27 protein-coding genes and 1 pseudogene are annotated in these 25220 nt (G+C 49.9%); 12 read left to right on the top strand and 16 right to left on the bottom strand.

Translation table 11 applies throughout. The features are described from left to right. Nucleotides 1–158: 158 nt before the first annotated feature. Nucleotides 159–1388, top strand: a complete 1230-nt coding sequence (locus H6859_04255; protein ID USO06404.1) for a hypothetical protein — start codon at nt 159–161, stop codon at nt 1386–1388. A 76-nt stretch (nt 1389–1464) separates the two neighbouring features. Next, on the top strand, nt 1465–2550 hold the full coding sequence (locus tag H6859_04250) for an IS481 family transposase (protein ID USO06403.1): 1086 nt from the start codon (nt 1465–1467) through the stop codon (nt 2548–2550). A 55-nt stretch (nt 2551–2605) separates the two neighbouring features. Here the strand turns inward: H6859_04250 and clpX are convergent, their stop codons facing one another. After that, nucleotides 2606–3910 (bottom strand): ATP-dependent Clp protease ATP-binding subunit ClpX, encoded by a 1305-nt coding sequence (clpX, locus tag H6859_04245; GenBank protein USO06402.1) that lies wholly within the window; start codon nt 3908–3910, stop codon nt 2606–2608. 121 nt (nt 3911–4031) lie between these two features. Between clpX and H6859_04240 the strand changes: the two genes are divergently transcribed. Further along, entirely contained in the window at nt 4032–4433 is a 402-nt protein-coding gene (locus H6859_04240) for a SufE family protein (protein ID USO06401.1), read from the top strand. Here H6859_04240 and H6859_04235 read toward each other — a convergent pair. Together H6859_04235 and hisS are read right to left on the bottom strand one after the other, a co-directional pair. Further along, the gene (locus H6859_04235; protein ID USO06400.1) at nt 4430–5104 is read right to left on the bottom strand and encodes a hypothetical protein; all 675 of its coding nucleotides are present in this window, start codon (nt 5102–5104) and stop codon (nt 4430–4432) included. The genes H6859_04240 and H6859_04235 overlap by 4 nt on opposite strands. Then, complete coding sequence (hisS, locus tag H6859_04230) at nt 5097–6506, bottom strand: histidine--tRNA ligase (protein ID USO06399.1); 1410 nt, start codon at nt 6504–6506, stop codon at nt 5097–5099. The genes H6859_04235 and hisS overlap by 8 nt, the downstream gene beginning before the upstream one ends. Before the next feature lie 123 nt (nt 6507–6629). Here hisS and H6859_04225 point away from each other — a divergent pair. Beyond that, nucleotides 6630–7495, top strand: a pseudogene (locus H6859_04225) (IS3 family transposase). 182 nt (nt 7496–7677) lie between these two features. Here H6859_04225 and H6859_04220 read toward each other — a convergent pair. The 4 genes from H6859_04220 to H6859_04205 all read right to left on the bottom strand — a co-directional run bounded on the left by H6859_04220 (nt 7678) and on the right by H6859_04205 (nt 10092). Beyond that, nucleotides 7678–9138, bottom strand: a complete 1461-nt coding sequence (locus H6859_04220; GenBank protein ID USO06398.1) for a hypothetical protein — start codon at nt 9136–9138, stop codon at nt 7678–7680. Between the two features lie 41 nt (nt 9139–9179). Then, on the bottom strand, nt 9180–9446 hold the full coding sequence (locus H6859_04215) for a hypothetical protein (protein USO06397.1): 267 nt from the start codon (nt 9444–9446) through the stop codon (nt 9180–9182). Between the two features lie 73 nt (nt 9447–9519). Continuing rightward, entirely contained in the window at nt 9520–9813 is a 294-nt protein-coding gene (locus H6859_04210) for a hypothetical protein (GenBank protein USO06396.1), read from the bottom strand. Between the two features lie 111 nt (nt 9814–9924). After that, on the bottom strand, nt 9925–10092 hold the full coding sequence (locus H6859_04205) for a hypothetical protein (GenBank protein USO06395.1): 168 nt from the start codon (nt 10090–10092) through the stop codon (nt 9925–9927). A gap of 683 nt (nt 10093–10775) precedes the next feature. Between H6859_04205 and tnpA the strand changes: the two genes are divergently transcribed. Then, nucleotides 10776–11204: an IS200/IS605 family transposase gene (gene tnpA, locus H6859_04200; protein ID USO06394.1), complete on the top strand. Its 429-nt coding sequence runs from the start codon at nt 10776–10778 to the stop codon at nt 11202–11204. 51 nt (nt 11205–11255) lie between these two features. On the opposite strand, the gene H6859_04195 is transcribed toward tnpA, so the two are convergent. Both H6859_04195 and H6859_04190 read right to left on the bottom strand, forming a co-directional pair. Next, the gene (locus tag H6859_04195; protein USO06393.1) at nt 11256–11699 is read right to left on the bottom strand and encodes a hypothetical protein; all 444 of its coding nucleotides are present in this window, start codon (nt 11697–11699) and stop codon (nt 11256–11258) included. 73 nt (nt 11700–11772) lie between these two features. Continuing rightward, nucleotides 11773–13632, bottom strand: coding sequence for a cobaltochelatase subunit CobT (locus tag H6859_04190; protein ID USO06392.1), 1860 nt, complete (start codon nt 13630–13632; stop codon nt 11773–11775). Here H6859_04190 and H6859_04185 point away from each other — a divergent pair. Continuing rightward, nucleotides 13631–14110: a hypothetical protein gene (locus H6859_04185; GenBank protein ID USO06391.1), complete on the top strand. Its 480-nt coding sequence runs from the start codon at nt 13631–13633 to the stop codon at nt 14108–14110. The two genes, H6859_04190 and H6859_04185, sit on opposite strands and share 2 nt — an antisense overlap. On the opposite strand, the gene H6859_04180 is transcribed toward H6859_04185, so the two are convergent. After that, complete coding sequence (locus H6859_04180; GenBank protein ID USO06688.1) at nt 14107–15120, bottom strand: AAA family ATPase; 1014 nt, start codon at nt 15118–15120, stop codon at nt 14107–14109. The two genes, H6859_04185 and H6859_04180, sit on opposite strands and share 4 nt — an antisense overlap. 49 nt (nt 15121–15169) lie before the next feature. Then, nucleotides 15170–15775 (bottom strand): J domain-containing protein, encoded by a 606-nt coding sequence (locus H6859_04175; protein ID USO06390.1) that lies wholly within the window; start codon nt 15773–15775, stop codon nt 15170–15172. Between the two features lie 94 nt (nt 15776–15869). Here H6859_04175 and H6859_04170 point away from each other — a divergent pair, with 94 nt between their 5' ends. Together H6859_04170 and H6859_04165 are read left to right on the top strand one after the other, a co-directional pair. Further along, entirely contained in the window at nt 15870–16130 is a 261-nt protein-coding gene (locus H6859_04170) for a BolA family transcriptional regulator (protein ID USO06389.1), read from the top strand. A gap of 89 nt (nt 16131–16219) precedes the next feature. Further along, nucleotides 16220–16696 carry a ribbon-helix-helix domain-containing protein gene (locus H6859_04165; protein USO06388.1) on the top strand — a complete coding sequence of 159 codons (477 nt, stop codon included), beginning with the start codon at nt 16220–16222 and terminating at the stop codon, nt 16694–16696. A gap of 32 nt (nt 16697–16728) precedes the next feature. Here H6859_04165 and H6859_04160 read toward each other — a convergent pair whose 3' ends face one another. Both H6859_04160 and H6859_04155 read right to left on the bottom strand, forming a co-directional pair. After that, nucleotides 16729–17679 carry an acetyl-CoA carboxylase carboxyltransferase subunit alpha gene (locus tag H6859_04160; protein ID USO06387.1) on the bottom strand — a complete coding sequence of 317 codons (951 nt, stop codon included), beginning with the start codon at nt 17677–17679 and terminating at the stop codon, nt 16729–16731. A 141-nt stretch (nt 17680–17820) separates the two neighbouring features. Further along, nucleotides 17821–18813 carry a site-specific tyrosine recombinase XerD gene (locus tag H6859_04155; GenBank protein USO06386.1) on the bottom strand — a complete coding sequence of 331 codons (993 nt, stop codon included), beginning with the start codon at nt 18811–18813 and terminating at the stop codon, nt 17821–17823. A 310-nt stretch (nt 18814–19123) separates the two neighbouring features. Between H6859_04155 and H6859_04150 the strand changes: the two genes are divergently transcribed. The 4 genes from H6859_04150 (at nt 19124) to H6859_04135 (ending at nt 22379) form a co-directional block, all read left to right on the top strand. Continuing rightward, the gene (locus H6859_04150; protein ID USO06385.1) at nt 19124–19351 is read left to right on the top strand and encodes a hypothetical protein; all 228 of its coding nucleotides are present in this window, start codon (nt 19124–19126) and stop codon (nt 19349–19351) included. 86 nt (nt 19352–19437) lie between these two features. Continuing rightward, nucleotides 19438–19938 (top strand): shikimate kinase, encoded by a 501-nt coding sequence (locus tag H6859_04145; GenBank protein ID USO06384.1) that lies wholly within the window; start codon nt 19438–19440, stop codon nt 19936–19938. 24 nt (nt 19939–19962) lie between these two features. Further along, entirely contained in the window at nt 19963–21135 is a 1173-nt protein-coding gene (locus H6859_04140) for a 3-dehydroquinate synthase (protein USO06383.1), read from the top strand. Then, nucleotides 21108–22379, top strand: a complete 1272-nt coding sequence (locus tag H6859_04135) for an HlyC/CorC family transporter (protein ID USO06382.1) — start codon at nt 21108–21110, stop codon at nt 22377–22379. Before H6859_04140 ends, H6859_04135 begins: the two co-directional genes overlap by 28 nt. Here the strand turns inward: H6859_04135 and H6859_04130 are convergent. From H6859_04130 to H6859_04120, 3 genes are read right to left on the bottom strand one after another with little or no spacing between them, the layout of a single operon-like run. Continuing rightward, nucleotides 22357–23124 carry an aldo/keto reductase gene (locus H6859_04130; protein USO06381.1) on the bottom strand — a complete coding sequence of 256 codons (768 nt, stop codon included), beginning with the start codon at nt 23122–23124 and terminating at the stop codon, nt 22357–22359. The genes H6859_04135 and H6859_04130 overlap by 23 nt on opposite strands. After that, nucleotides 23106–24269, bottom strand: coding sequence for an FAD-dependent oxidoreductase (locus tag H6859_04125; protein USO06380.1), 1164 nt, complete (start codon nt 24267–24269; stop codon nt 23106–23108). The genes H6859_04130 and H6859_04125 overlap by 19 nt, the downstream gene beginning before the upstream one ends. 50 nt (nt 24270–24319) lie before the next feature. Continuing rightward, the gene (locus tag H6859_04120) at nt 24320–25207 is read right to left on the bottom strand and encodes an alpha/beta hydrolase (GenBank protein USO06379.1); all 888 of its coding nucleotides are present in this window, start codon (nt 25205–25207) and stop codon (nt 24320–24322) included. Nucleotides 25208–25220: the final 13 nt, after the last annotated feature.

Here is a 25220-nt window from a genome sequence, read left to right as displayed (position 1 = left end):
AATCAATAACATCAAACTTGATGCTACATTATTTTAAGCACAAAAGCATGAACACAAAATGAAAAAGCATACAGACTTATTAATAAACAATATATTGACATAATAAAATAGGTCGTGTAGGGTGCGAACCATCATTTAAGGTATTGGAAGAGGTGGCGATGAAGGGCAAATTTGACCAATTAGATGAGGTCAGTAGGGTAGATAACGATGGAGAAACGCAAAGGGCGTTGCTGCGAAGATTAGCGGACATAGCCGATCCACGACAATACCCGCGCCTATCGCGGGCACAGGAAGATGCGCTTGTAAGGGACTGGGTTGAAAAGAGCGATGAAAAAGCTCTTGAGCGTTTATTAATAGACAAGTCCAGGTTAATCATTAAAAAACAGTACCCGACATATCGTAAATTTCAAAAGCACGTAACATTAAACGACATTCTCGATTTCGCGTTGGTGGGGGTCTGGAAGAGTGGAAAGATGTGCGGAGTATTGAGGGGTATAGAGGCCTACCATAAGCGCCCCTCTGCACAGAAAGACACAACATTAAACGCCTATGTGACGAATGGAGCAGAATGGGGCGTGAAGATGGGGATGGAAGGCGTCCTCCCCCAGCTTTTTAAAAATGACCACATGTCCAAGATTCTGAAGGCCATCGAAAACGCTGAAATTGAAAGGGGGGCTGCGCTGAGTAAGGTAGAAGAGGATGATATTGCATCATCGTTTTCCCTGTCAATGCGTCATAAGTTCCATAGTCGCCTTCTCGGTGGAACCATTAGCTCATCGGAGATTTATGCAGCAAAGGAACGAAGGCGGGATAATCCGCTTTATGATGCAGATATTGATTCGCGTTTCGAGGTCGCTGATCCTATGGCTCTTTTTATAGATCCGAATGCAGAAGATCCTCTAGTCGCCGCAGAGCAAGAACAACTCGCAGAAAAAACATGGGGTGCCCTAGAGCTGCTGTCCGAAAGGGAAAAACTCACATTATGTCGGCGCTTTAATGTTCAGCCGGGAACGCACCAGCATCCAACGCCGTGGGGGAGCGATGATGGTGCGTGTAATTTGGAACAGACGGCGCGATATCTTGGTGTCCTGAAATATCGTGCAGGAGAAATCGAGGCAACAGAGCTGAGAAGATTACGCCATCCTTCACGATCAGATATTTTGAGAAGCGCTTTATTTGGCGAAGAAGATTTCGCAAAAAGACGTGAAGAAGCGGAACGCCTTAAAGAGCAAAATGTAGGACTGAGATCCGAAAAAATCGCGTGGCTTAAAGCTGTAAAAGAAGAATTTTTATACGGAACCATCAACCAGTACCACGCAGGGGAACTGCGCAAGACGCTTATTGATTACAGTCTTTGGAAAGGTGGAATGGTCTACGATCCGGTGTAGGCACATAAGGTGTATTAGTTGAGACTTGATCTGACATTCTTTACAAACTGCATTTAAAAGCAAAGGAGTGTCAGACATGAGCAGTTATCAGGAAAAAATCATCAAACCGAAACTGGGCGTATTGGAGCTTGCCAAGCAATTGGGCAATGTTTCGCAAGCCTGCAAAGTCATGGGCTATAGCCGTGATACGTTCTATCGCTATCGTGAACTGTACGAGAACGGCGGAGAAGAAGCGCTGATCGAGATCAGCCGCAAGAAGCCGATCTTGAAGAACCGCGTGGCGGAAAGCGTGGAGCGGGCCTGCATTGAGATCGCCGTTGAGTTTCCGGCCTACGGCCAGCAACGTGCGGCTAACGAACTGCGTAAAAAAGGCATTTTGATCTCGCCCGGTGGCATCCGTTCGGTATGGCTGCGCAACGATCTGGAGACCATGAAGAAGCGCCTCAATGCGCTGGAAGCCAAGGTTGCCCAAGACGGCATCATCCTGACCGAAGAACAACTCGCCGCGCTGGAAAAACAAAAATCACAGCGCGAGGCCCATGGTGAGATTGAGAGCGAACATCCGGGCTATCTGGGATCGCAGGATACTTACTATGTCGGCAACATCAAGGGCGTGGGCCGGATTTATCAGCAAACCTTTGTCGATACCTATTCCCGCGTGGCCTTTGCCCGGCTCTATACCGAGAAGACCGCCATCACGGCGGCCGATACACTTAACGGCACGGTCCTGCCGTTCTTCGCAGAAGAAGGGCTTGTGCTGCTGCGTATCCTTACCGACCGCGGCACGGAATATTGCGGCAAAGCCGAGAACCACGCCTATCAGCTTTATCTGGGAATCGAAAATATCGATCACACCAGAACGAAGGCAAACTCTCCGCAAACCAATGGTATCTGCGAGCGGTTCCACCGCACCATGAAGCAGGAGTTCTACGACATCGCCTTCCGCAAAAAGCTGTATTACAGCCTCGAAGAGCTGCAAACGGACGTCGATGAATGGCTGCGAAAATATAATGAAACGCGGCCTCATTCCGGGAAATACTGCTACGGCAAACCCCCAATGCAAACCTTCCGGGATGCCAAAGAGCTTGCACAATCGAAAAATATCGATAACGTGCAAGAATTATCGGACAGCGCGCCTCAAGAAGCGCTGGCTGGCCGATAATTCATAATCGTCAGATTAAGTTATGACTTTTACACATAAGGCCGCATACTGGGGCTTAAGCCTTCGCCGCTTCTTTGTCCTTTTTACCGGCCGGTTTTTTCTTTTTCTTCTTATCGTCAGCGATCACCATGACCGGGTCTTTGCCATCCTCTACCGTCTTCTTGTTGATGATAACCTCTTCCAGCCCCTCAATATCAGGAAGCTCAAACATCGTATCCAGCAACAGATTCTCTAAAATGGAGCGCAAACCCCGCGCCCCGGTTTTGCGTTCAATGGCCTTCTTGGCGATTGCCGTTAAAGCGGAATCTTCGAAGGTAAGCTCAACACCTTCAATGTCAAACAGCTTCTTATATTGCTTGACCAGTGCATTTTTCGGTTCGGTTAAAATGGTGATCAGTGCATCTTCATCCAGATCTTCCAGCGTCGCAATCACCGGCAAACGCCCAACAAATTCAGGAATGAGCCCGTATTTGAGCAGATCTTCTGGCTCCAGTTCCTTAAATAGCTCGCCAATGCCGCGCTCATCCAAATCTTTGACATCCGCGCCAAACCCAATTGTTGTGCCTCGCCCCCGCGCCGCGATCACTTTGTCAAGGCCCGCAAACGCACCCCCGGCAATAAACAGGATGTTGGCCGTATCAACCTGCAAAAATTCCTGCTGCGGGTGCTTGCGCCCGCCCTGCGGCGGCACAGAGGCCACCGTGCCTTCCATGAGTTTTAGCAAGGCCTGCTGCACACCTTCTCCAGACACATCGCGGGTAATCGACGGGTTATCAGACTTGCGCGAAATTTTGTCGATCTCATCAATATACACAATCCCTTTTTGCGCGCGCTCAACATTGTAATCACTGGCTTGTAGCAATTTGAGCACAATATTTTCCACATCTTCACCCACATAGCCTGCTTCGGTCAGGGTGGTCGCATCGGCCATCGTAAAAGGTACATCCAAAATACGCGCGAGTGTTTGCGCCAAAAGTGTTTTACCGCAACCGGTAGGACCAACCAGCAAGATGTTTGACTTCGCCAACTCGACATCGCTGCCTGAGCCAGTTCCGCCATGCTCCAGACGCTTGTAATGGTTATGCACCGCCACAGATAACACGCGCTTGGCAGCTTCCTGGCCAATTACATAATCATCCAAAACCTGTTTGATCTCAGACGGGGCAGGAACATTTTCCCCTTCGCGAACAAGCTGTGTCTTATCCTCTTCACGGATAATATCCATGCACAGCTCAACGCATTCATTGCAAATGAAAACATTCGGGCCAGCAATCAGCTTACGCACCTCATGCTGGCTTTTGCCGCAAAAAGAACAATACAGGGTATTTTTGCTATCGGTTTTATCTGAAGATTTGCTCATGGAAAGAGGGGTCCATTCTTTATGTTACTCTCCCAATCTAGCGAACGCGAAGGCAGGCGCGCAAGCCTTATATAATGAATTTGTTGTTTTTCTCCCGAAAATAAATGTTATACAACTGCTCATGAGTCAGGAAACCTTGAATGAACTGATAGAAGATCTCGCACTTTTTGATGATTGGGAAGAGCGCTACCGCTATCTCATTGATCTCGGGCGCGCTTTACCCGCCATGGATGTATCGCTGAAAAACGATGAATCGCTGGTCCGGGGCTGTACTTCGCGCGTCTGGATTGTCCCGGAAATTCGCGATGGTGAATTTTACTTCAAGGCTGACAGCGACGCCCACATCGTCCGGGGTCTGATCGCGATTCTGGATAAAACCTATCAGGGTGTAAAGCTTTCAAAACTTGGCGCTATCGACATCGAATCCGCCTTCGCCAAAATGGGCCTCGACCAGAACCTCTCCCCCAATCGCCGTAACGGCTTCTTCTCCATGGTCGAACGGATTAAATCTTTTGCAACCTAATCCCGCTCCGGTGCCTTGGTCTTCACCGGCGGCTCAACATCTTTAACGCCGCTGTAACGCACGGTTTTCAATATATCGCTAAACGCCTGATCCGCCGTCTCATGCGCCTCGCCGATCAACTCCGCCTCAACGGAAAAGGCCGATTGTTTGCCAATCCACAGCTGCGCGATATAAATCATCGGTGTGCGCCCAACCTTGCCCGCGCCTGCAAGCCCTGCCTGCTTATAGCCGTCACCCTCACGAAAACCGCTATTATATTCCTCAACAACCGTTTTGCGTGTCATGGCCCGCAAGGTCGCCTGCATCACCTCGGCGCTGTATTCGTCATAGACGGCAGAATCAATCGGGTTGCATATAATCCGAAAGTTGATGGTTGAGGACATCTCGTAAACCTGCGTGTAGCTCACCAGATCATAACATCTATCTTTACCCTCATCCTCACAGCGCCGCGCAGCGTAAGGGGCACTGGGAAAAGTCACGGAAAATTCACAAAAATCAGGGGAATATGTATGCCCCTGCGGTTCTTCAGCGGGCTGTTCTTTCTTAGTTTGAGCTTCTTCGTCTTGCGCCAATGCAGACATCACCGTCATTGCGAGGAGAGCGAAGGCCGACGCGGCAATCCAGATTCTGGATTGCTTCACTAGCGTTCGCAATGACAAAAACCTATTCATCAGGATTCCACTCTTTCGGATCGGCCTGCATCTGCTTACCTGTGGACATATTTTTCACTTCGTGCGCCTGTCCATCCTCAAACGGCGGAAACCAGACATGCGGAATCCCTTTTTTCTCGGCATAAGCGATTTGCTTGCCGACTTTTTGCGGTGCGTGATACAGCTCGACCTTCACTCCACGTTCACGCAGGGTCCGCGCGGCCTGCGCGGCCTCATCGCGCCGCTCTTCCGATGGTAAAACCACCAGCACGTCCGCCGGAGATTTCAGCCCCGGTTCAATCTTGCCCGCCTGACGCAGTACGTCAAACAGCCGCGTAAAGCCGATTGAAATCCCCACGCCGGGCAAGTGCTTGTTGATATAACTGCCCGCCAGATCGTCATACCGCCCGCCGCTGCACACCGAACCGACAAATTCCGGCACATCGAGCAGTTGCGTTTCGTAGACCGTGCCGGTGTAATAATCGAGCCCTCGCACGATGGACAGGTCGGCAACCACCGCATGTTCAGGGAGGTGGGCGAGTTGGTCCAGTACAAATTGAAGTTCTTCAATCCCTTCACGCAGCATTTCGTTACTTGAATCAATCTCGCTATTGTTTTGAAACAATTCCAGAATATTTGCACCGGGCTTTATTTTAGTTTCCGCAAGATTCAAAAAAGGTTCTATAAATGTCTGAAAATTAAACCCTAACTCTCCGACCACCAAAAGGGTTTGTTCGAGTCTTGATAGCAAGACTTTTTTTCCGATTTTCTCAAGCTTGTCGATGTCTCTTATAATTTCTGCTTTGGTTTCATCTGAGAGTTTGACTGTAGTTTCGCCGTTAGTTTTTTTATCCGGAACATTTAAGCTTTCCAAAAACCCCATCAAAATCTTCCGATTACTCACCCGCAATTGCACGCGACCCATATCCAGCGCTTCGAGCGCCTCATAACAGATCGCCGCGACTTCTGCATCAAAGTGAATCGGCAGGGAATCGACATTGATGACATCGATGTCGCACTGATAAAATTCACGCATCCGGCCCATCTGCGGGCGCTCACCGCGCCAGACTTTTTGCATCTGGTAACGCTTGAACGGAAAGGTCAGATCGGCAAAATGCTGTGCGACATAGCGCGCCAGCGGCACTGTCTGGTCGAAATGCAGCGCCAGCCGCGCATCTTTTTTCTCATCCGGGTCGGCCTGCAAGCGCTCCAGCACGTAAATCTCTTTATCGACATCCTCGCCCTTGGCGGCAATCACCTCCAATTCCTCAACGGCGGGCGTCTCTATCGAACAATACCCATAGCTTTCAAACACGGCGCGGATTTTATCCAGCCAGCACTGCTCAACGGCGCGGTATTCCGGCAACCATTCAGGAAAACCACTTACGGGTTTGGGTTTATAGATTTTATTTTGCTTAGCCATTCGCTTTGCTTACGGGATCGCTGCAATGAAGACAAGCTTTAATTCGCGATGGAATAGAGGTGGCTCCAAGAATTCGGACAGTGAGTTAAGCTACGATCTATGACCGAAGGAGGGTCATGGATTATGAGTAAGACAAGGAAGAACTACCCGGCGAAGTTTAAAGCGCAGGTTGCGCTGGCGGCGTTGCGGGAGGACGCGCCGATCACGGAGCTGTCATCCCGTTACGGGGTGCATGCGACGGTCATTCACCGTTGGAAGAAGGAGGCTCTGGCTGCGCTGGAGGCGGGTTTTGCGGGCAAGCTGGAATCGCGAGCGGACGCGCATAACGCCGAGGTCAGGGACTTGCACGCCAAGATCGGACAGCTGACAGTGGAACGTGATTTTTTAGCCGATGCCTCCGCCCGGTTGCGGTCCGGGGGCGGCAGGAAATGGTAGACCCGTCCAATGACAATATCGGCATCGCGGCGCAGTGCCGGTTGCTGGGGATCAGCCGCTCTGGCTGGTATTACGAGCGGCGCGGGGAGAGCGCGGACAATTTGGCGCTGATGCGGCTGATTGACGCGCAATTCCTGCAAACCCCGTTTTACGGGTCCCGTCAGATGGCCCGGCATCTGCGCCGTCAGGGGTACGAGGTAGGCCGCACCCGCGTGCGGCGTCTGATGCGCCTGATGGGAATCGAGGCGGTCTATCAAAGGCCGCGCACTTCGATGCCGCATCCCGGCCACCGGATTTATCCCTACCGGCTCAAGGGGCTCACGATCACCCGCCCGAACCATGTATGGTGCGCGGATATCACGTACAAGGGCCGCTGGATGGACAATGTGTTCATCGAGCGGCTGTGGCGGAGTCTGAAATATGAATGCGTGTATCTGAACGCGTTCGAGAGCGGCCTGCAAGCCAGGCGGGATATCGGGCGCTGGCTGGCGTTTTACAACGCGCAGAGGCCGCATTCGGTATTTGATGGACAAACCCCGGACGACGTTTATGATGAACGAAATTTTGTTTCTCCGGCCTCGGGCTTGCCGCCTCCGCCTAACGGCTCCGGCGGCCGCGCCCTTCACCCGGAGAAACAAAACCACAGGCAGGCGGCATGACAATAACCAACCGATCGTAGCTTAACTTCGCCGCAAAGCTGGCCGAAGAACCGAGACCACCTCTAATAAACGCAGCCTTAGGGAGAGCGGAACGGAGTGGCAGGCTGTTGCATGAATGCTCTGTTATATGTATCGGCCTGCTCCTGCGCAAGATCGGCTTGAAGTTTGGGCTCATCCAGGGCCCGTCCAAGAGCAGCCGGGTCGATTCCAAGCGCTTGTTCCAGCTCCAGCTGTTGTTGCGTATAAAGCTGGTTTTGAATCCATAGCTCCGGCACCATATATTCCGTACAGCTTCCATCTTCTCTGAGGTTATCGAGTGCATCCTGCATAAGCGCGTCAGAGCTTTGAACTTCAACAAGAGCTTGAAATTCCGGCGGCATATCGGGTGTGGATTTTTCGGGCAGGATTTCACGGATTTCATCAAGTGTAACGTCCTGCGTCTCATCACCTGCAAAGAAACGGAAAATCCGGTCACTGATCTCGCTGGCGACCCAGGCACAGCCCGCGCAGCCAACGATGGCGCCAACGCCTGTACCAATCGCTGTTCCGAGACCGGGATTGACTGCAGAGCCTCCCATAAAACCAAGCTTGCCGACGGCATATCCTCCTGCAACGCAGCCCGCCCAGGCCGAGGCATCCTGAACGGCGGCTTCCACGACTTCGACGCCGGACTCGCCATGAAGCAGGGCGTCTGTTGTTTCCGGAATAGGATTGAGCGTTTGTCCGCTGTTATACGCCGCTTCTGCCGGAGATGCGCCAGCCGCGAGCGAAGCCGCGCCCACAGCCGCGGCAATGCCGACATCAAGCACAATATTTTTGTTGCTTTTGCCAACATCTCCCAGCTTATCAAGTATAACATTTAGGGCGCGGCCTTTATTATCAACTGGCCCTGTATATATGAATTTTGTTTTTACGTCCGGGTCTAACAGACTATTGATTTTGCCGTCATAGGCTGCGGCATTGTGCAGTTCGATTGCTTGGGTTTTTAATACATTTCTTCTGGAGACTTCTTCTGGTGTAAACGGCCTGTTTTCACTTTGGGCTAACTCTTTTATTCTATTAGCCTCTTTCATTAACGTATGCGTTTGCTTGTTAACACGCAGCATGTCTTCTTGTTGGACCTGTATCTCTCCAATATGACCATTAGGTAAAACAACCTTAGTGTTCAAATCTCGATAGCCAGTTTCACTAGGGACCTCATATTTGTTATTCATGCCGGCAAGGTTTAAGTTTGAAAGCTCTTGCTTGATAAGCTGTATCTGCTCTGGAGTTTGAGTGACAAAACGTCCGCGGGTTAGATCTTTGATTTGACGATGATCACCGTCATAATCCGGCAGCTTTTTCTGGGCACTTTCCCATGTTTTGAGTGGGCCCATCTCAAAACGGACCCCTTCCATGACGTCTGGATGCGCGTCTTTGAGTCTTTGAAGAATATCCTGTGCCGTTTTATCAAGCACAGGGGCGGACTGCTCTGCTTGACGAAGCAGATCATCAAAAGATAAATCAGGCTGAACTTGCGGAATATTGCTTTCCGGCATTTACACACTCCCTACGAACCTGCTTTCTGTCTAATGCAGAATTAAATTTCAGGTTTTAGATTACTTTTTTTTTCAACAAACTCTTTAACACGTTGATCGAATTCTTCTTTAGGAATCTCGTCAATATCGCCACTCATATTCCATATGACTTGATCAAGAAAACGCTGGTTAAGCTCCATAACACCTGTATCCCGGTTAGGTGTTTCGGTTCCGATAATGTCATCCCCGTCTTCCGAGGCTACGATCGCCCGAATAGGGAAGACACCATTGAAGAAATATCGATACGTATATTGCTGCTCTTGTTCCATATTTGCCCCTCGCATCTATTCTAACGCACATAATACCAAAAAACCGTTAATGAGGGAATTGCGGGGCAGGGGATTATGGATTCGAAAATGCCATCGTCTGGCCATGTGTACTCGCTGTTTGCGGAGTGCTGCCCGCAGTTTGTGCTATCCTGTTTTGCTCAAACTGGCGCTGCGCTTCAAGAATGCGTTGCTGCTCAATCGCGTGTTCTTGTTCAAGCATCATTTGCGTATGGAGTTGGTTTTGCACCTGTAGCTCCGGCACCATAAATTCGCCGAAACTGCCATCTTGTTGTAAATTATCCAATGTGTCTTGCATGAGCTCATCGGAACTTTGAACTTCGGTGAGCGCTTGAAATTCCGGCGGCATATCGGGTGTGGATTTTTCGGGCAGGATTTCACGGATTTCATCAAGTGTAACGTCCTGCGTCTCATCACCTGCAAAGAAACGGAAAATCCGGTCACTGATCTCGCTGGCGACTCAGGCATCGCCCGCGCAGCCAACGATGGCGCCAACGCCTGTACCAATCGCTGTTCCGAGACCGGGATTGACTGCAGAGCCTCCCATAAAACCAAGCTTGCCGACGGCATATCCTCCTGCAACGCAGCCCGCCCAGGCCGAGGCATCCTGAACGGCGGTTTCTGCCACTTCTGCGCCCGACTCTCCATGAAGCAGGGCTTCCGTTGTTTCCGGGATGGGATTGACGTCTCCCCGGCAGCATAAGCCGCCTCTGCAGGCGTTGCGCCTGCCATAAGGGCCATTCCGCCAGCAGCTACAGCAATACCTGCATCAAGCACAATGTTCTTGTTGCTTTTGCCAACATCGCCCAGCGCGCCAAGCAATTTTGGCAGAGTACCGTTTGTAGCCTTAAAGACGGACACAGTACCCTTTATTCCTCCCGGGGTAACGTCAGGCATAGAAAGCATTTTGTCGCCATAGCTCTTAATTTGTCGAGCAAAATATTTGGTACCCGTATGAGGTGTGCGCGGTCTAAAAGCTGTTCCTCCCGATGCGGATTCTGGATCCAGTGAAATGAAGGTGTTTGTTTTTTCATTGTAAAATATCATTTTACTGCCATCAGCGCTGGCAGCAAATCCTCGTGTTTCTGGATCGTTTAATGTATCAATAATATGATTTTTTAAATCTTCATGTGTTTCAATGCCCAGAACGAGGCCGTTTTTTTCTTTATTAAAACTGCTAAAATGCTGTTGTTCATCAGAATGATGAATAATTTTGTTAATAAGTTCGTTTTCTTTATGCGGTCCGTAGGACAGAACACCACGGGTTTACCCGTGGATGAATGAGCCCGGAGGCGGTATGTTGTTTCCGTTATGGAAGTTATTACGACTGGGCACAGCGCTTACCGCCTCGAATATCACGTGGTTTGGGTCTGCAAATACCGCCGGAGGGTCCTGAAGCCTGGTGTCTGTGCATACGTGCACAGGGTTCTTCTCAAGCTGTGTCGAAGTATGCCCGGCGTCACGATAGAGACGATTGGCTTTGGTCAGGATCACCTGCATATGGTCATGGTGATACCCCCGAAATACGCAATAGCGTCTGTTATGGGCACGATGAAAAGCCAATCGGCGAGCGCCTTGCACAAGCGGTTTGATTTTCTTGCCAAAGTTTACTGGAAGGAAAATATTGTGTGGTCGCCGGGCTACTTCGTAAGCAGCGTAGGCGTTGATGAGCACGTTATTCGCCGTTATGTAGAACGTCAAGGACACCGGGATTCAGGTCAATTCCGCGAGGAATTGTAATGCGCAAAGCGCGGCGCAGCCCCATAGAACCACGGGTTTACCCGTGGGTATCTATGTTGGGGGTGAGGGGATCGCTTCATTGCGAATTTTCCACATTTGATCCACCATCTCTTCAGCCTTTTCATCTGTGATGCCTTTTTCAAGCAATGAAGGGAAGTGATCTTCCATACACATTACATCTGAAATGGTTTCTAAAAGCATGGAAAGGTGCCGGAGATTTTTTTCTGTCAGGGTAATGTGAACAGGTTCATTTGTACCATCATTGTTGTTGTTTCGCAGCTCTGCAATGAGTTCGTCAAAAGAACCGGTAGGGGGGGTATCGTTCATCCCCACAGCATCATCTAACGCATAGTCATTCTTGTCTTTGGCAGCACCGATGATCAGAAAAATGTCATTAAGTATTTGTTGTGGCATAGAAATCACCACATGCTTTTTGTCTGGTTTAATATCTATAAGCCGCATTGCGAATGTTTCTCTTAGATTTTCTTGTCCCATTTTTGACCCTCGCGTCTATTCTAAGGCATAGAATACCAAAAAACCGTTAATGAAGGAAATAACCGGGCAGGGGCTATTTGCTCTCCTCAAACAACCCTTCAAGCTGGCCGATCAGCGCTTTGGCCAGTTCATCCGCATCGGCAATTGTCATCGCTCTGGTATAATAGCGTGTTACGTCATGGCCAATCCCTATCGCGCTAATTTCAATATCACTTTTCTCCTCAATCCAGCCGATCACATTGCGCAAATCCGCTTCGAGAATATTCGATGGATTCACCGACAAGGTCGAATCATCGACCGGCGCGCCGTCGGAAATCACCATCAAAATCTTGCGCGCCTCAGGCCTGCGCGCCAGCCGGTTATACGCCCAGACCAGGGCTTCGCCATCAATATTCTCTTTTAAGATGCCCTCTTTCAGCATCAGCCCGAGATTTTTACGCGTCCGGCGCATCGGCGCATCGGCCGCCTTATAGATGATATGGCGAATATCATTCAGCCGCCCCGGTTCCGGTGGACGGCCCTGATCCATCCATAATTCCCGCGCTTTACCGCCTTTCCACGCCCGTGTCGTAAAACCGAGGATTTCAGAACCCACCCCGCAACGCTCTAACGTGCGTGAAATAATATCTGCACTCATAGCCGCCAGCGCAATCGGGCGCCCGCGCATAGAGCCGGAGTTGTCGATCAGGATTGTAACAACGGTATCACGAAAATTTGTCTCTTTCTCAGCTTTGTATTGCACCGGCACAGTCGGATTGGCAATAATGCGTGCCAGCCGCGACGGATCAAGAATGCCTTCATCCAGTCCAAACTCCCAACTTCGGCGCTGTTGCGCCATTACCTTGCGTTGCAGCCGGTTGGCTAGCTTGGTGATAATCGCCTGATGCGCGCTGAGCTGCGTATCGAGCATCTGGCGCAGGCGCGTAAGCTCACCCGGATCAGCCAGTTCCGCTGCATCAATTTCTTCATCGAACTGCGTAGTATAAACATGGTAACGTCCGCGCGCGCCTTCCAGAAAATCTTTGCGCTTTTGCAAGGCTGGATCGCTTTGCTCCTGCCCGTAATCATCGGGCACGTCATTCATCTCGCCCATGTCATCGCCGGGGCCATCGATATCCTGCGGCTTATCGTCACCTTCATAGGTATCATCCATACCGGCCTCGGCGCTGGACTCCTCACCCGCTTGTTCCTCGCCGTCTTCATCCTGTTCCTGATCTTGCGGTTGATCGGCTTGGGGCGCACTTTCGGTTTCTTCGCCGTCTTCACCGGGATTATCACCGCGCCCATCCACCGGCATATCGAGAGTTTCCAAAAGCTGCATCGCTTGCGCGGCAAAGACACGCTGATCATGAAGATTGTCTTTCAGTACTGTGAGCGTTGTCTGCACTTGCGACGATTGTAGGGTTGGCTCCCAAAGCTTCACCAATGTATCCGCAGAATGCGGTGCATCTTCACCGCTGAGCGCCAGCCGCGCCAGCACATGCAGCGCATCACCGAGCTGGGCTTGGTCTTTACTGGTCAGCGTATCAAACCCGGCGCGTTTGCATTTTTCATCCAAAACAGCCGACAAATTGCCTGCCACCCCGCGCATCCGTGCCATCCCCAGCGCCTCGCATCGCGCCTGTTCCAGCGCGTTAAATGCTTCTTGTGCCTGTGCATCACGGAGGCTAAGGCGGCGGTGTAGAGCCTCATCATGATGGGCGATATACAGCGCCTGCGCATCCGCACACCCGCGCAATAGACGCTTTTCCGCTGGCGGCAGATTATGGCCCGGCTCCGGAAGACGGGGATGCCCGCCCAGCGGCGCTTTACCGACAGGTTTCTCCGCTGCGGAATAGGTGACCTCTAAATCCTTTTCCCCGGCCAGTGTGCGCAAAGCCGCCGCTGTGATTTGTTTAAAGGTTTCGTTATCGAGTGTCGGGTTGTTATTCATGAGTGTTTTTACCACAACGTCATTGCGAGGAGAAGCTTCAGTGTCGACGAAGCAATCCAGTGCGGTGTTGTGGATTGCTTCGGGTGCTATACACCCTCGCAATGACAAAGGGGGCAAAATACTTCATTTTTTCATAATTGCGTGTTACCGTAAATTTGGAGAAACAAAAATGACCAAAGAAAAGATGTTCCGGGTTATAGGTGCTAAAGGTGAAATACCTTGGGAATTAATTGCACCCCATGAAAGACAGGCGCAAATAAATCACGGCCAATCCTTAGAGCGACTGAATGGTAGAGGTGGTTTGAATCCTGAAGAAATGGTTGCTGTGCTGGAGGATCGGCCTTGGAGACAAATGAACTCAAAAGAAGCGATCAATCGGATAAATGAACTCTGGGATGAGTTTGAAGCGAGGAAAAAGCCAGCCCACGATTTTCTTGGAAGATCGCCTACTGGTTCCACGACAGACGGGCCAGCCTAACTCACCGCCACATTCCGTATCGCACTGGCGGGCAATTCAACATCAAAACAGCGCTGGTAATACTCTGCAATCAAAGGGCGCTCGGCTTCGTCACAGCGGTTCATGAAGGAAAGCTGAAACGCAAAATCGCGATTGCCGTCAAAAATCAAAGTGTTTTCAATCCAGGCCAGCACGGTGCGCGGGCTCATCAATGTTGATAGATCGCCGTTTATAAAGCCCTCGCGGGTAAGATCAGCCATGCGCACCATTTTATCGACCATATCACGGCCTTCACCGGTTTTAAGCTCAGGGAATTTGGCCAGCATAATGTTCATCTCATCATCATGGGGCAGGTAATTCAGCGTTACACAGATATTCCAGCGGTCCATCTGCGCTTGGTTGATTTGCTGCGTCCCGTGATAAAGCCCGGACGTATCGCCAAGCCCCACCGTGTTGGCTGTCGCAAACAGTCGAAAAGCCGGGTGAGGGCGGATCACGCGGTTCTGGTCGATCAGGGTCAGCTTTCCTTCTTGCTCCAGAATACGCTGGATCACGAACATCACATCCGGGCGCCCCGCATCATATTCGTCAAACACCAGCGCCACAGGGTTTTGAATCGACCACGGCAGCAGGCCTTCTTTCCATTCGGTAATCTGTTTGCCTTCTCTCAAAACGATGGTGTCTTTGCCGATTAAATCGACCCGGCTGACATGCGAATCGAGGTTGATCCTCACACACGGCCAGTTCAGCCGTGCCGCAACCTGTTCAATATGTGTGGATTTCCCCGTCCCGTGATACCCTTGAACCATTACGCGGCGGTTATGGGCAAAACCTGCCAAAATCGCCAGCGTCGTATCGTGATCAAACTGATAGCTCTTATCAATCGCCGGTACATTGGCGCTATCCTCGCTAAATGCCGGAACTTGCCAATCAATATCAAGGCCGAATACATCACGCACATTAACCTTAATATTCGGAATTGAGGAATATTTGCCCTCTTTGGCCTTGATCGTCGTGATGTCGAACGACATCCCGGCGGCTTCTTTTTCCTTATCCAGTTCTTCTACTGATTCCATGATGTTAATTTCTTTCCGGCAAATTCTCAAATTTCTCATAGGCGAGTTTAAGAATGGTATAGGCCATATTGATCTGTTTGAGAAGCTCTTCGGATTTCAAGCAGCCCTTATTCAAATCCGGGTGGTGCTTTTTCGCCAGCAGTTTATAGCGCGCCTTAATCGCGCTCAGCGTAACGGGAGGCTCCAGCCCCATAATCACCAAAGCTTCATATTCCGGGGTGAGGGCGCTGGGTATGTCTTTGCGTGCGCGGTCCTTGCTACGTGGTGGCGGTTCGTTATCGCCGTTATACATTTGCCAGGCCTTACGATATAAAGCCTCCTGCGCATCACCATTAACCCCATACTGCCAGGTAGGCCGATCGCCATACAGGCTATTGATCATGTGTTCTTCAACTTCGCATGCAGCCATACCTTCAAAAAAATTCCAAGCCTTGTTGTATTCGCGGATATGATCCTGACAAAACCAGTAATGCGTTGATAAGGACCGGTCTTTGGGTGCACGGAAACCACCTTCCTCTCGGCATCCGGGCATATCACAGCGATGATGACGCGTCTGAGCCTGATGGTCTTGAAATTCAGGCGATTTGGGCCGTAAAGAAATTTTTGGCATTAAAGTCTATCAATAATGTAAATGTTAACCCTATATAATCATGATACAGAATTTCTTCACAAAGTGCCATGAAAGGGCAGGTAAGGACTAAGTTATGCATATGGATGAATTGATCAAGCGTCTTGTTGAAGAAAATTTACACCCCACCCATATGGAGTTAATCAACGAAAGCCATAAACATGCAGACCACGCCGGTGATAATGGTTCAGGTCAAACACACTATAAACTCATAATTGTGTCTGAGGCCTATAAGGGTTTGTCCAGAATAGAGTGCCATAGAATAACGATGGTTATATTAGATGAAGCTTTTAAAGATGGATTACACGCGCTATCCCTAAAGTTATCCACCCCTTGAATAAAATAGCAAAAAATATATTTGCACCCAGAAGTTGCATTGATATATACCATAGGGTGTATTAAGTGACGTAATGCAATTTGAAAAATATGGGGGATGTTATGCAAAGCTCTTTTGTTAGATCAAACGTTACGGAAGAACGTACGCTCAACAGTGAGGCTAAAAGCACGTTGTTGAGCCGCAATATCACAGTAGCAGGACGGCGTACATCCGTACGTCTGGAGCCGGAAATGTGGATGGCGCTTAAAGAAATTTCAAAACGTGAAAAATGCACCATGCACGATATTTGCAGTTTAATTAATGCTCGCAAAAATCAAAATACTTCATTAACTGCGGCAATTCGGGTGTTTCTGATGCTCTATTTTCGTGCATCATCCACGGAAGATGGGCATAGCCGTGCTGGACATGGCGATTTTGAACATATGAAAATACGTGCAAAAATTATGATCAAACCCGCAGCGAATGCCATGGGGCAGGGAGGCAAGAATATTGATTATGAAAGAATACAGCTTGAAACGAATAAAATACCTGATGAGGATAGCCGCCACATGGAGCGGGCGCTATAGCGCCTTGTAGGGATTCACAAAATTAAGCTGAATTATAAGGATTCACGCCCGAACGCAAGGAATTTCTGGCGTCTGGCTTTGATCAGTTCGGCGCCATCCCAGGGTGTAAGCTCTTTCAAGCCTTGCTGCAGTTGTCGTCCAACGCTGGCTGTTGTTTCTTCGTGATGCCGATGTGCGCCGCCTAGCGGTTCTGCAATAATAGCGTCAATCAACTTCAGTTCATACAAATCTTGTGCCGTAAGTTTGAGTGCGCTGGCTGCTTCTTGAGCATAATCACCGCTCCGCCAAAGAATAGAAGCACACCCTTCCGGAGAAATAACGGAATAAATAGAATGTTCCAGCATGTAAATCCTGTCTGCCACGGCAATGGCCACCGCGCCGCCGGAACCCCCTTCACCAATCACCACAGATATGATCGGCACATCGGTGCGCAGGCATGATTCAATCGACTTGGCAATCGCCTCGGATTGACCGCGTTCCTCTGCGCCCATACCCGGATATGCGCCAGCTGTGTCAATGAACGTCAAAACAGGAAGCTGGAATTGTGAAGCCATAGCCATAAGGCGCTGGGCTTTACGATAGCCTTCCGGACGCGCCATGCCAAAACTATGATAAATACGGCTTTCGGTATCATGGCCTTTTTCTTGTCCTAAAATTACACAAGGCCGCCCCTGAAAACGTCCCAGCCCCCCTATCAGGGCATGATCATCGGCAAAGTTACGATCACCGGCCAGTGGCGTAAAATCCGTAATCAACGCATCGAGATAGTCCTTAAAATGCGGACGGTTTTGATGCCGGGCAACTTGCACTTTTTGCGCCGGATTAAGCTTGGCATAGGCCTGCTGAAGCAACTTCGAGGATTTATCCTGCATCCGCTTAACTTCATCGGCAATATTTACTGCGCTATCGCTGCTGACATTGCGCAATTCCGCAATTTTTGCTTCTAGTTCCAAAATGGGTTTTTCAAATTCAAGCTGACTCATATGAGTATTCCATGTTTGGTGCGCACGTAATGATGCGCTCATTTCATTATTGTGGGACTTGATAGCAAATCAGGCGCCCAAGTTCAATGAAGAGTGTTCAGTGAACATCGGTCGCCTGATGGAAATTTGGTTAGAAATTTCTTACTTCGCGCCGGCTTTTTTCGACAGAGGATGCTTGTCTTTAACGGTCTTTTTAAGGTTTTCACCAACAATATGCGTGTAAATCTGAGTAGTAGCAATATCCGCATGCCCCAGCATTTTCTGCACACTGCGCAAATCAGCGCCGCGGCTCAGCAGGTGCGTCGCAAACGCGTGACGCAAAATGTGCGGGCTAACACGGTCTTCGTCAACTTCAGCATTACGCGCCAGATCTTTCAAAAGCTGTGCAAAACGCTGACGGGTCAGGTGACCGCTGTCAGATGTGCGTGATGGGAACAACCACTGTTCCTGATTGGCTTGACTTTCCGTTCCAATGAAACGCTTGCGTGTGTCCATGTAATTTTTTAACGCTTCTTGCGCAGGATCGGACAAAGGCACCATGCGCTCGCGCCCGGCTTTCCCGGCGACAGTCAAAAACTCACTGTCTTCGCCAATTGCCGACATCGGCAAGCCCACAAGCTCGGAAACACGCAAGCCTGTAGCATAAAGCATCTCCAGCAGACAAACTAGACGAACACTCTCCGGAGTACCCGGCTCAGCCGCAGTCGTGATCAACTGTGTCACCTCAGCTTCGCTGAGTGTTTTTGGCAAAGTGCGTCCCTGTTTAGGACTCTCAATTGTTGAAGTGGGATCATCGCTGCGTGTCCCTTCGGACACCATAAAGCGGTAGAATTGACGCAGGGCCGACAAGCGCCGCGCTACGGTACGCACGGCGATCTTGGATTTGTTTGCGCCTTTAATGTGCGTCTTCTCACTCAGATCTTTAAGATACGCTTTCAGTTGATCGGTCGTGGCTCTGTCGATGTCGCTGTTTTTACTGTTACGCAAATACGAGCTGACATCAGCGAGGTCACGCCAGTAAGCTTGACGGGTGTTAAGCGCCGCGCCGCGTTCCGTCGTTAACATATCTAAAAATGCATCCACAGAAGGGTGGAGGTTTGGTTTGGGCATTGCTGGACGGCCTGGACGTGCCATAATATTTCTCCTTTAAATTCTATTGTCTTAAAGCCTTGGTAGGCATCAAGAACATCTTTATCCCACACAGTACGTACCTCTAGAGGCCTCACGCAACGATCTGGTTTTTCCTTAAATTCAACCTTAGTATGCGTATTTTGCAAAACTTCATAGCAGCTTTTTAAAGCCAGACCCACATTAAAATGGAGTTTAGAAGTTAGGCATTACATAATACACAAGCCACTTGAGCGTCAAGCATTTTCATAAATTATTTCTGTTTTGTCAATGCGGTGACTAATATTGACATAATTATCATTAATAAAGGTATTTTATGATGCGAAAACACTATAATCCGGTAGCTGGAACTTCGATGATGACTGGTTCCTGTTCGATAGTGACAGGTACAAAAGCCAAAAAAATGAATCCCCCGAAAATAAGCAAAGCAAATAAAACGCCAAGTGAGAGTAAAAATTTTGACATCGTTTGGGATTTCTCCGTTAATGTTGAAATTTGGAACGACAATAAGGGCTTACTCTGGGCGTTGCAATGCAAAAAATGAAAAATGGACTATAGACGTTGGCTGTTGAGGAAAATTTAAAGTCTGGCATTCTTTCAAGTCTCACAAAGCCCATAGCATTGGTTGGCATGATGGGAGCAGGCAAAAGCCACGTTGGCCGAGAACTTGCTGAAATCCTGGGGCTAAAGATTTACGATTCCGATAAAGTGATTGAAGACAAGGCAGGTCAAAGCGTTGCTGATATATTCAAGAATTTCGGTGAAAAAAAATTCAGAGGCGCCGAGCACAATACGATCATTGAATTACTGCAGCGCGGCCCATGCATAATAGCCACAGGCGGCGGCGCACTGAGCAATCCCGAAACGCTCGAAGTTTTGAAAGAGGGCAGTATCATGATTTGGCTGGACGCGGATTTTGAAACGCTGTGGGAGCGCGTACAAAAGTCGCAAACACGTCCGTTGTTACAAACAGATAATCCCGAGAAAAAACTGAAAACCTTGATGCAAGACCGCCATCCGCTCTATGCGCAGTCTCACATTCATTTCAAAATGAATGCCGGGAGCCAGCAACGGGCCCATGAGGCGTTGATAAAAGCATTGTATGAATATCTGAATATCGATAAGGTTTGAGGCTGTTTTATACGCGAAGAAGGCATGGAAACAAAAATCGTTACGATCAATCTGGATGCAAGAGCCTATGATATTTTCATTGGCCATTCGCTGCTGTTCAGAATAGGAGATTTTATTCCTCAGAACCTTGAAGGCCGTAATGTCTTTATCGTTACCGATAAAAATGTTGAGCCTTATGCGGCGCGTGTGCGCAGTCTCATCGCTGACAGCGGCACGGGAATCTGTGATCTTAAGGTTTTGCCCGCTGGCGAAAAAACTAAATCTTTCAAACATGCTCAGGAGGTTTGCACCTGGATGCTCGCTGGTGGCACCAATCGTGATTCGCTGGTATTGGCCATTGGCGGCGGCGTAATTGGAGATCTCACAGGCTTTTGCGCCTCCATCGTTATGCGCGGCGTACCCTATGTGCAGGTCCCCACAACACTTCTTTCACAGGTCGATAGTTCCGTTGGCGGTAAAACCGGCATTAATACCGCCGAAGGCAAAAATCTGATAGGCTCATTTTACCAGCCCACCGCCGTAATTGCCGATATTGAAACGCTTGAAACTTTGCCACGCCGCGAGTTGCTGGCCGGGTATGCAGAAGTTGTTAAATACGGTCTTATTGAAGATGCAGGATTTTTCACCTGGTTGGAGGCGAATGGCGAGCGTGTTTGCAATCTTGATCAGGATGCTGTCGCCCATGTTCTCGAGGTCAGCTGCAAAGCCAAAGCCAGAGTAGTGCAAGCCGATGAATTAGAGCATGGACGCCGTGCTTTACTCAATTTGGGCCACACCTTCGGTCATGCTTTAGAATCTGAAGCTGGTTACAATGGTGCGCTTCTGCACGGTGAAGCCGTTTCAATAGGTATTGTGATGGCTTTTGACCTGTCTTATCGGATGGGGATGTGTTCACAGGCCGATGTTGAACGTGTTGAACAGCATCTCTCCGCCATGGGGCTGCCAACACGCGCTGCCGCGATCGAAGATTTAAGCACCAGTGTTGATGCATTGGTTGTCGCCATGAGTCATGATAAGAAAATTAAGGACGGCAAGCTGACTTTCGTTTTAGTTAGTGGCATCGGCGAGGCGTTTTTAAGCGACGATGTTACGCTGGATTTAGTGCGCGATGTCTTGCGCGAATCCCTCGGCGGAGAAACCAAAATCACACAGAAAGGTATTAAAGAAAGATGGAAATCGGCATTCTCCTCTCTGTAACTGCAATCATTGTTTTGATGTTGCTTTCAGCGTTTTTTTCTGGTGCAGAAACTGCTCTGACTGCGGCTTCTAGGGTTCGGCTGCTCAGCAAGGAAAGTGACGGTGACGTCCGCGCGGCGCTGGTCAATAAAATCAGAGATCAAAAAGATCGCATGATCGGTGCGTTGCTGCTCGGCAACAATATGGTCAACATCCTTGCTTCCGCATTGGCCACCAGCGTCTTGATCAAGATTTTTGGCGAAACCGGCGTTGTCTATGCAACGCTGATCATGACCATGCTTGTGCTGATCTTTGCTGAGGTCTTGCCCAAAACCTACGCCCTCCATCATGCAGAGGGCATGTCGATGCGCATTGCGCCCATAATCCGTATCGTGATTATGGTCTTCGCGCCCATAACAGAGACAGTCACCTGGATTGTACGCAATGTACTGCGCCTGTTCGGGATCGACATTTCCAAGGTTGCCGCTGGATCGCATCTGGAACTTTTACGTGGTGCGATTGAGATGCATCAGGGCCCAGAGCAAGAAACACAGGAACAGCGCGCTATGTTGCGCTCGATCCTCGACCTAGCCGATGTCGACCTCGAGGACATTATGACTCACCGTAAAAATGTCACTATGATTGATGCTGACCAGCCTATGGACGTGATCATCAAAGAGGTGCTCGACAGCCCGTTTAGCCGCCTGCCGGTCTGGAAGGACAATACCGACAACATTATTGGTGTCATCCATGTCAAGTTGCTTCTGTGTGAAATGCACGAACGTCACGGCAGCGTGGAATCAATCACATTGGAAAACATTATGATGGAGCCGCGCTTTGTCCCCGAAACCACAAATCTCTATGAACAGCTTCAGGCCTTTCGCGAGCGCTGCGAACACTTCGCAGTTGTGGTTGATGAGTATGGTGCCATGATGGGTATCGTAACGCTTGAAGACATTCTTGAAGAAATTGTCGGGGAAATCGATGACGAGCATGATGTCAGCGTCGCAGGTGTGCGCAAAATTGCCGGCGGACAACAATATATGGTCGATGGCACGGTCACAATTCGCGATCTTAACCGCGAATATGAATGGGGGTTGCCTGATGAGGAATATTCAACATTGGCCGGTTTGGTCTTGCATGAAGCGCAAATGATCCCCGAAGTCGGACAAAGTTTTATGTTCCACGGCTTTCGCTTCGACATCATCAAACGCCAGCGTCACCAGATCACCAAAATCCGCGTCACGCCGCCAAAACACGATTAATCGCCTCGATATTCGTCCGTAAATGCACAGGATTAATCGTACCCACAATAATTCCGCTGGTGCCGGGATGGACAAAGGCAAAACGGAACGCTGCTTCAACATCCGTGTTATGCCCGCTGCCCAGCACTTTCTTCAGCAAGACACCTTTGTTATGTTCCGCTGCGTAATCGAGCACTGGCTTTTCATCCGTATAATCGGCATTATAACATGCCATCACCACGTCCATCGTTTCGAGCGCGCGAAGGCCGCCCACTACAGTTTTGGTTGAGGCACCAATCGCCCGCACCAACCCGCGCGCTTTAAAGTCCTGCATCTTGGCGATCAAATCATCGGATAAATTCTCCACGTCATTGCCATCCGAATGCACCATCAGCACATCGATATAATCGGTATTTAGGCGCTTGAGGCTGCGTTCAAGACTCATTTCAAAATACTCAGGGTTAAAATTGTAAACGGACTTGCCGTCTTCAAATTCTTCCCCGGCCTTACCAACAATCACCCAGTCTTCCCGCCGGCCCTTCAGTAAATGCCCTAGCCGTTCTTCACTTGTTCCATAGGCAGGGGCGGTATCAAGCATATTGATTCCCAGATCTTTAGCCAGCGTCAGCAAATCCGCCAATGCCGCCTCATCGGGAATTTCAAAGCCTTGCGGATATTTCACGCCCGTATTGCGGCCAAACTTCACCGTCCCCAGCCCCAGCGGGGAGATGCCTATGCCGGTATCACCTAGTCGCCGTCTGTCCACTGCGCCTCATCCCACGGTGTTTCAGCGTAATCAATATCGGGCAGAAAGGCCCAGTCGCTTTGCGTCTTCGAAGGCTGAATATCCATCTTTTCCAGCAATCGTTCAGCCAAGAGCGGTGCAAAGGTCAGTTTTGTCGGCCAGCAATAATGGACGTTTTCATGGCTGTGGATGGTCGGCGTATCCGGTATCCACCCGTCAATCCCGGATTTTCCTTCAATCCGGTCTATGGGGAGCGCCGCCCATTGCACGGCGGAAAGATCGACAGCAGGCAGATATTTCGCAAAGCCTTTGCGCACCGCATCGTAGACTTCTTGCGGATCGGCTTCCTTCTTGCGTTCCGCTGCGCCGCCGCCCAGATACCATACCAGTTCGCCTTCACGCGTTGTATGCGTGGTGATGCTCGCCACAGGTTTGTCCGTATGCCCGACCAGATGCGCAAATAAAGGGTAGGGGGCGGGTTTAAGCATTCCCATCAACAAAGGACGTGCCTGCGTATGCAGACCGTGGTTGTGCCCTTCCTTGGCCGCAATCTGCGCATTGCTCGCCGCACCGGTAAAGATGATATGCTTGGGCTCGATATTGTGCTGCTTCAAAAATCCAAACGGATCGTCGGGCGTGTCAATCTTGCGAATCGAATCCTTGTAAGGCTCCGCCAAAGCCCGCAGAACCGAAGGAATATCCAGCACCGGCTCATCCATAAACACGACCTTGCCGTGAAACCCGCTACTCTTTATCTCTTGCGGCCAGTCCTCTGGCATAACTTCATGGACATTATTGCCCAGCGCCTGAGAGGTCACGAGCTTGATGATCTCGCCCATGATCTTGTTATTCATCATCAGATATTGCGAAGTCGAAAGTGTTTTCGCCGCGCTTAAGTCTACATCGCCTTCGCCGCGCAGCGCCGCTTCCCAAAGGTTTTGCATGGCGCTGATGCCTTGAGCCAGCTTGTTGATCTTGCCCGCAAAGGCATATTTGAGGCCGGAATGAACAATTCCCTGAGAAGCAATCGTCTGCCCGCCGCCAATACCGAAGGATTCGAGGAGCAGCGCGTCATAACCCATGCGTTTATAGCGATGAAACGCCCACAGCCCCGCAATTCCCGCGCCAAAAATCACAATGTCTGGAGTGTGTCTGGTCATACTCATTATTTATAGGTCATCCCGAGTGTAGTCGAGGGGTCTTTTCTTTATTTTTTTTACGAAGATAACAATGTTGTTTTAAGCCAGCCCCGCACAATTTCGATCTGATTATCCGCCATCAGGGACGGCACATGCCCGCAGCCTTCAAAGACGGTGAGATCAAACGAAGGCCCGCTTTTACGCATATCATCAAGAATTTCTGAAGTGAGCAGCAGCGAATCAGCCCCCTGTAAAACCATCGTTGGACAGGTGATTTTATCCCAACACGGCCACAAATCGACATCACCAATCGGTGCATGCTCAAATACCACCGCTATTTGCGGGTCATACGCATACGTAATCCGCCCGTCATCGGTTGCCCGCGCATTATATTTGGCCATATGCGCCCATTGTTCATCCGTAACCGGCCCCCAGGTAAGCCCCCGCGTTGCACGCATACGCGCTTCGAAATCGGCAACCGTATCAAAAACATATGTTTGTGAAATAACCTGATGAATAAAATTGAGTACCTCTTTCGGCACCATCGGCCCGACATCGTTGAGTATCAGCCGCTTGATCTGGCTGCCTTTCATCGTCGCCATCCGCATGCCGAGCAACCCGCCTAACGACACGCCAAGCCAGTCAACACCGCCCGGCGCCTGCAAACCAAGATGTGCCAGCAATTCATGCAAATCATTCATATATTGATCGTAGTTATAAAGCAGGGGGTTGCTAAAAAAGTCGCTGCGTCCGCGCCCCGGCAAATCAACAGCAATCACCCGGTGGCCGTTTTGGATTAGATCTTCGGCCAGATAATCAAAATCGTGTCCGTTACCGGTTAATCCATGGACGCAAACAACCGGGTTGGCGTCTGCATCACCCCAGTCGTTGTAATACAGCCGATGCTGCCCATCTTGCTCGCAATCTTTGTGAAAACTCAGATATGATTTTTCCTGATAATTCATAGGGCAACTTTAA

It is taken from the genome of Rhodospirillales bacterium, from assembly GCA_023898785.1.
Classification (GTDB): domain Bacteria; phylum Pseudomonadota; class Alphaproteobacteria; order Micavibrionales; family Micavibrionaceae; genus TMED27.
The sequence above is the reverse complement of the archived record's forward strand: the minus strand, read 5'-3'. Positions and strand labels throughout refer to the sequence as shown.

Excerpts from the sequence above, each read along its gene's own strand:
- H6859_04255 (USO06404.1), top strand. The coding sequence starts at position 159 with ATGAAGGGCAAATTTGACCAATTAGATGAGGTCAGTAGGGTAGATAAC.
- H6859_04250 (USO06403.1), top strand. The coding sequence starts at position 1,465 with ATGAGCAGTTATCAGGAAAAAATCATCAAACCGAAACTGGGCGTATTG.
- clpX (USO06402.1), bottom strand. The coding sequence starts at position 3,910 with ATGAGCAAATCTTCAGATAAAACCGATAGCAAAAATACCCTGTATTGT.
- H6859_04240 (USO06401.1), top strand. The coding sequence starts at position 4,032 with ATGAGTCAGGAAACCTTGAATGAACTGATAGAAGATCTCGCACTTTTT.
- H6859_04235 (USO06400.1), bottom strand. The coding sequence starts at position 5,104 with ATGAATAGGTTTTTGTCATTGCGAACGCTAGTGAAGCAATCCAGAATC.
- hisS (USO06399.1), bottom strand. The coding sequence starts at position 6,506 with ATGGCTAAGCAAAATAAAATCTATAAACCCAAACCCGTAAGTGGTTTT.
- H6859_04220 (USO06398.1), bottom strand. The coding sequence starts at position 9,138 with ATGCCGGAAAGCAATATTCCGCAAGTTCAGCCTGATTTATCTTTTGAT.
- H6859_04215 (USO06397.1), bottom strand. The coding sequence starts at position 9,446 with ATGGAACAAGAGCAGCAATATACGTATCGATATTTCTTCAATGGTGTC.
- H6859_04210 (USO06396.1), bottom strand. The coding sequence starts at position 9,813 with ATGCCGCCGGAATTTCAAGCGCTCACCGAAGTTCAAAGTTCCGATGAG.
- tnpA (USO06394.1), top strand. The coding sequence starts at position 10,776 with ATGGAAGTTATTACGACTGGGCACAGCGCTTACCGCCTCGAATATCAC.
- H6859_04195 (USO06393.1), bottom strand. The coding sequence starts at position 11,699 with ATGGGACAAGAAAATCTAAGAGAAACATTCGCAATGCGGCTTATAGAT.
- H6859_04185 (USO06391.1), top strand. The coding sequence starts at position 13,631 with ATGAGTGTTTTTACCACAACGTCATTGCGAGGAGAAGCTTCAGTGTCG.
- H6859_04190 (USO06392.1), bottom strand. The coding sequence starts at position 13,632 with ATGAATAACAACCCGACACTCGATAACGAAACCTTTAAACAAATCACA.
- H6859_04180 (USO06688.1), bottom strand. The coding sequence starts at position 15,120 with ATGTCGTTCGACATCACGACGATCAAGGCCAAAGAGGGCAAATATTCC.
- H6859_04175 (USO06390.1), bottom strand. The coding sequence starts at position 15,775 with ATGCCAAAAATTTCTTTACGGCCCAAATCGCCTGAATTTCAAGACCAT.
- H6859_04170 (USO06389.1), top strand. The coding sequence starts at position 15,870 with ATGCATATGGATGAATTGATCAAGCGTCTTGTTGAAGAAAATTTACAC.
- H6859_04165 (USO06388.1), top strand. The coding sequence starts at position 16,220 with ATGGGGGATGTTATGCAAAGCTCTTTTGTTAGATCAAACGTTACGGAA.
- H6859_04160 (USO06387.1), bottom strand. The coding sequence starts at position 17,679 with ATGAGTCAGCTTGAATTTGAAAAACCCATTTTGGAACTAGAAGCAAAA.
- H6859_04155 (USO06386.1), bottom strand. The coding sequence starts at position 18,813 with ATGGCACGTCCAGGCCGTCCAGCAATGCCCAAACCAAACCTCCACCCT.
- H6859_04150 (USO06385.1), top strand. The coding sequence starts at position 19,124 with ATGATGCGAAAACACTATAATCCGGTAGCTGGAACTTCGATGATGACT.
- H6859_04145 (USO06384.1), top strand. The coding sequence starts at position 19,438 with ATGATGGGAGCAGGCAAAAGCCACGTTGGCCGAGAACTTGCTGAAATC.
- H6859_04140 (USO06383.1), top strand. The coding sequence starts at position 19,963 with ATGGAAACAAAAATCGTTACGATCAATCTGGATGCAAGAGCCTATGAT.
- H6859_04135 (USO06382.1), top strand. The coding sequence starts at position 21,108 with ATGGAAATCGGCATTCTCCTCTCTGTAACTGCAATCATTGTTTTGATG.
- H6859_04125 (USO06380.1), bottom strand. The coding sequence starts at position 24,269 with ATGAGTATGACCAGACACACTCCAGACATTGTGATTTTTGGCGCGGGA.
- H6859_04120 (USO06379.1), bottom strand. The coding sequence starts at position 25,207 with ATGAATTATCAGGAAAAATCATATCTGAGTTTTCACAAAGATTGCGAG.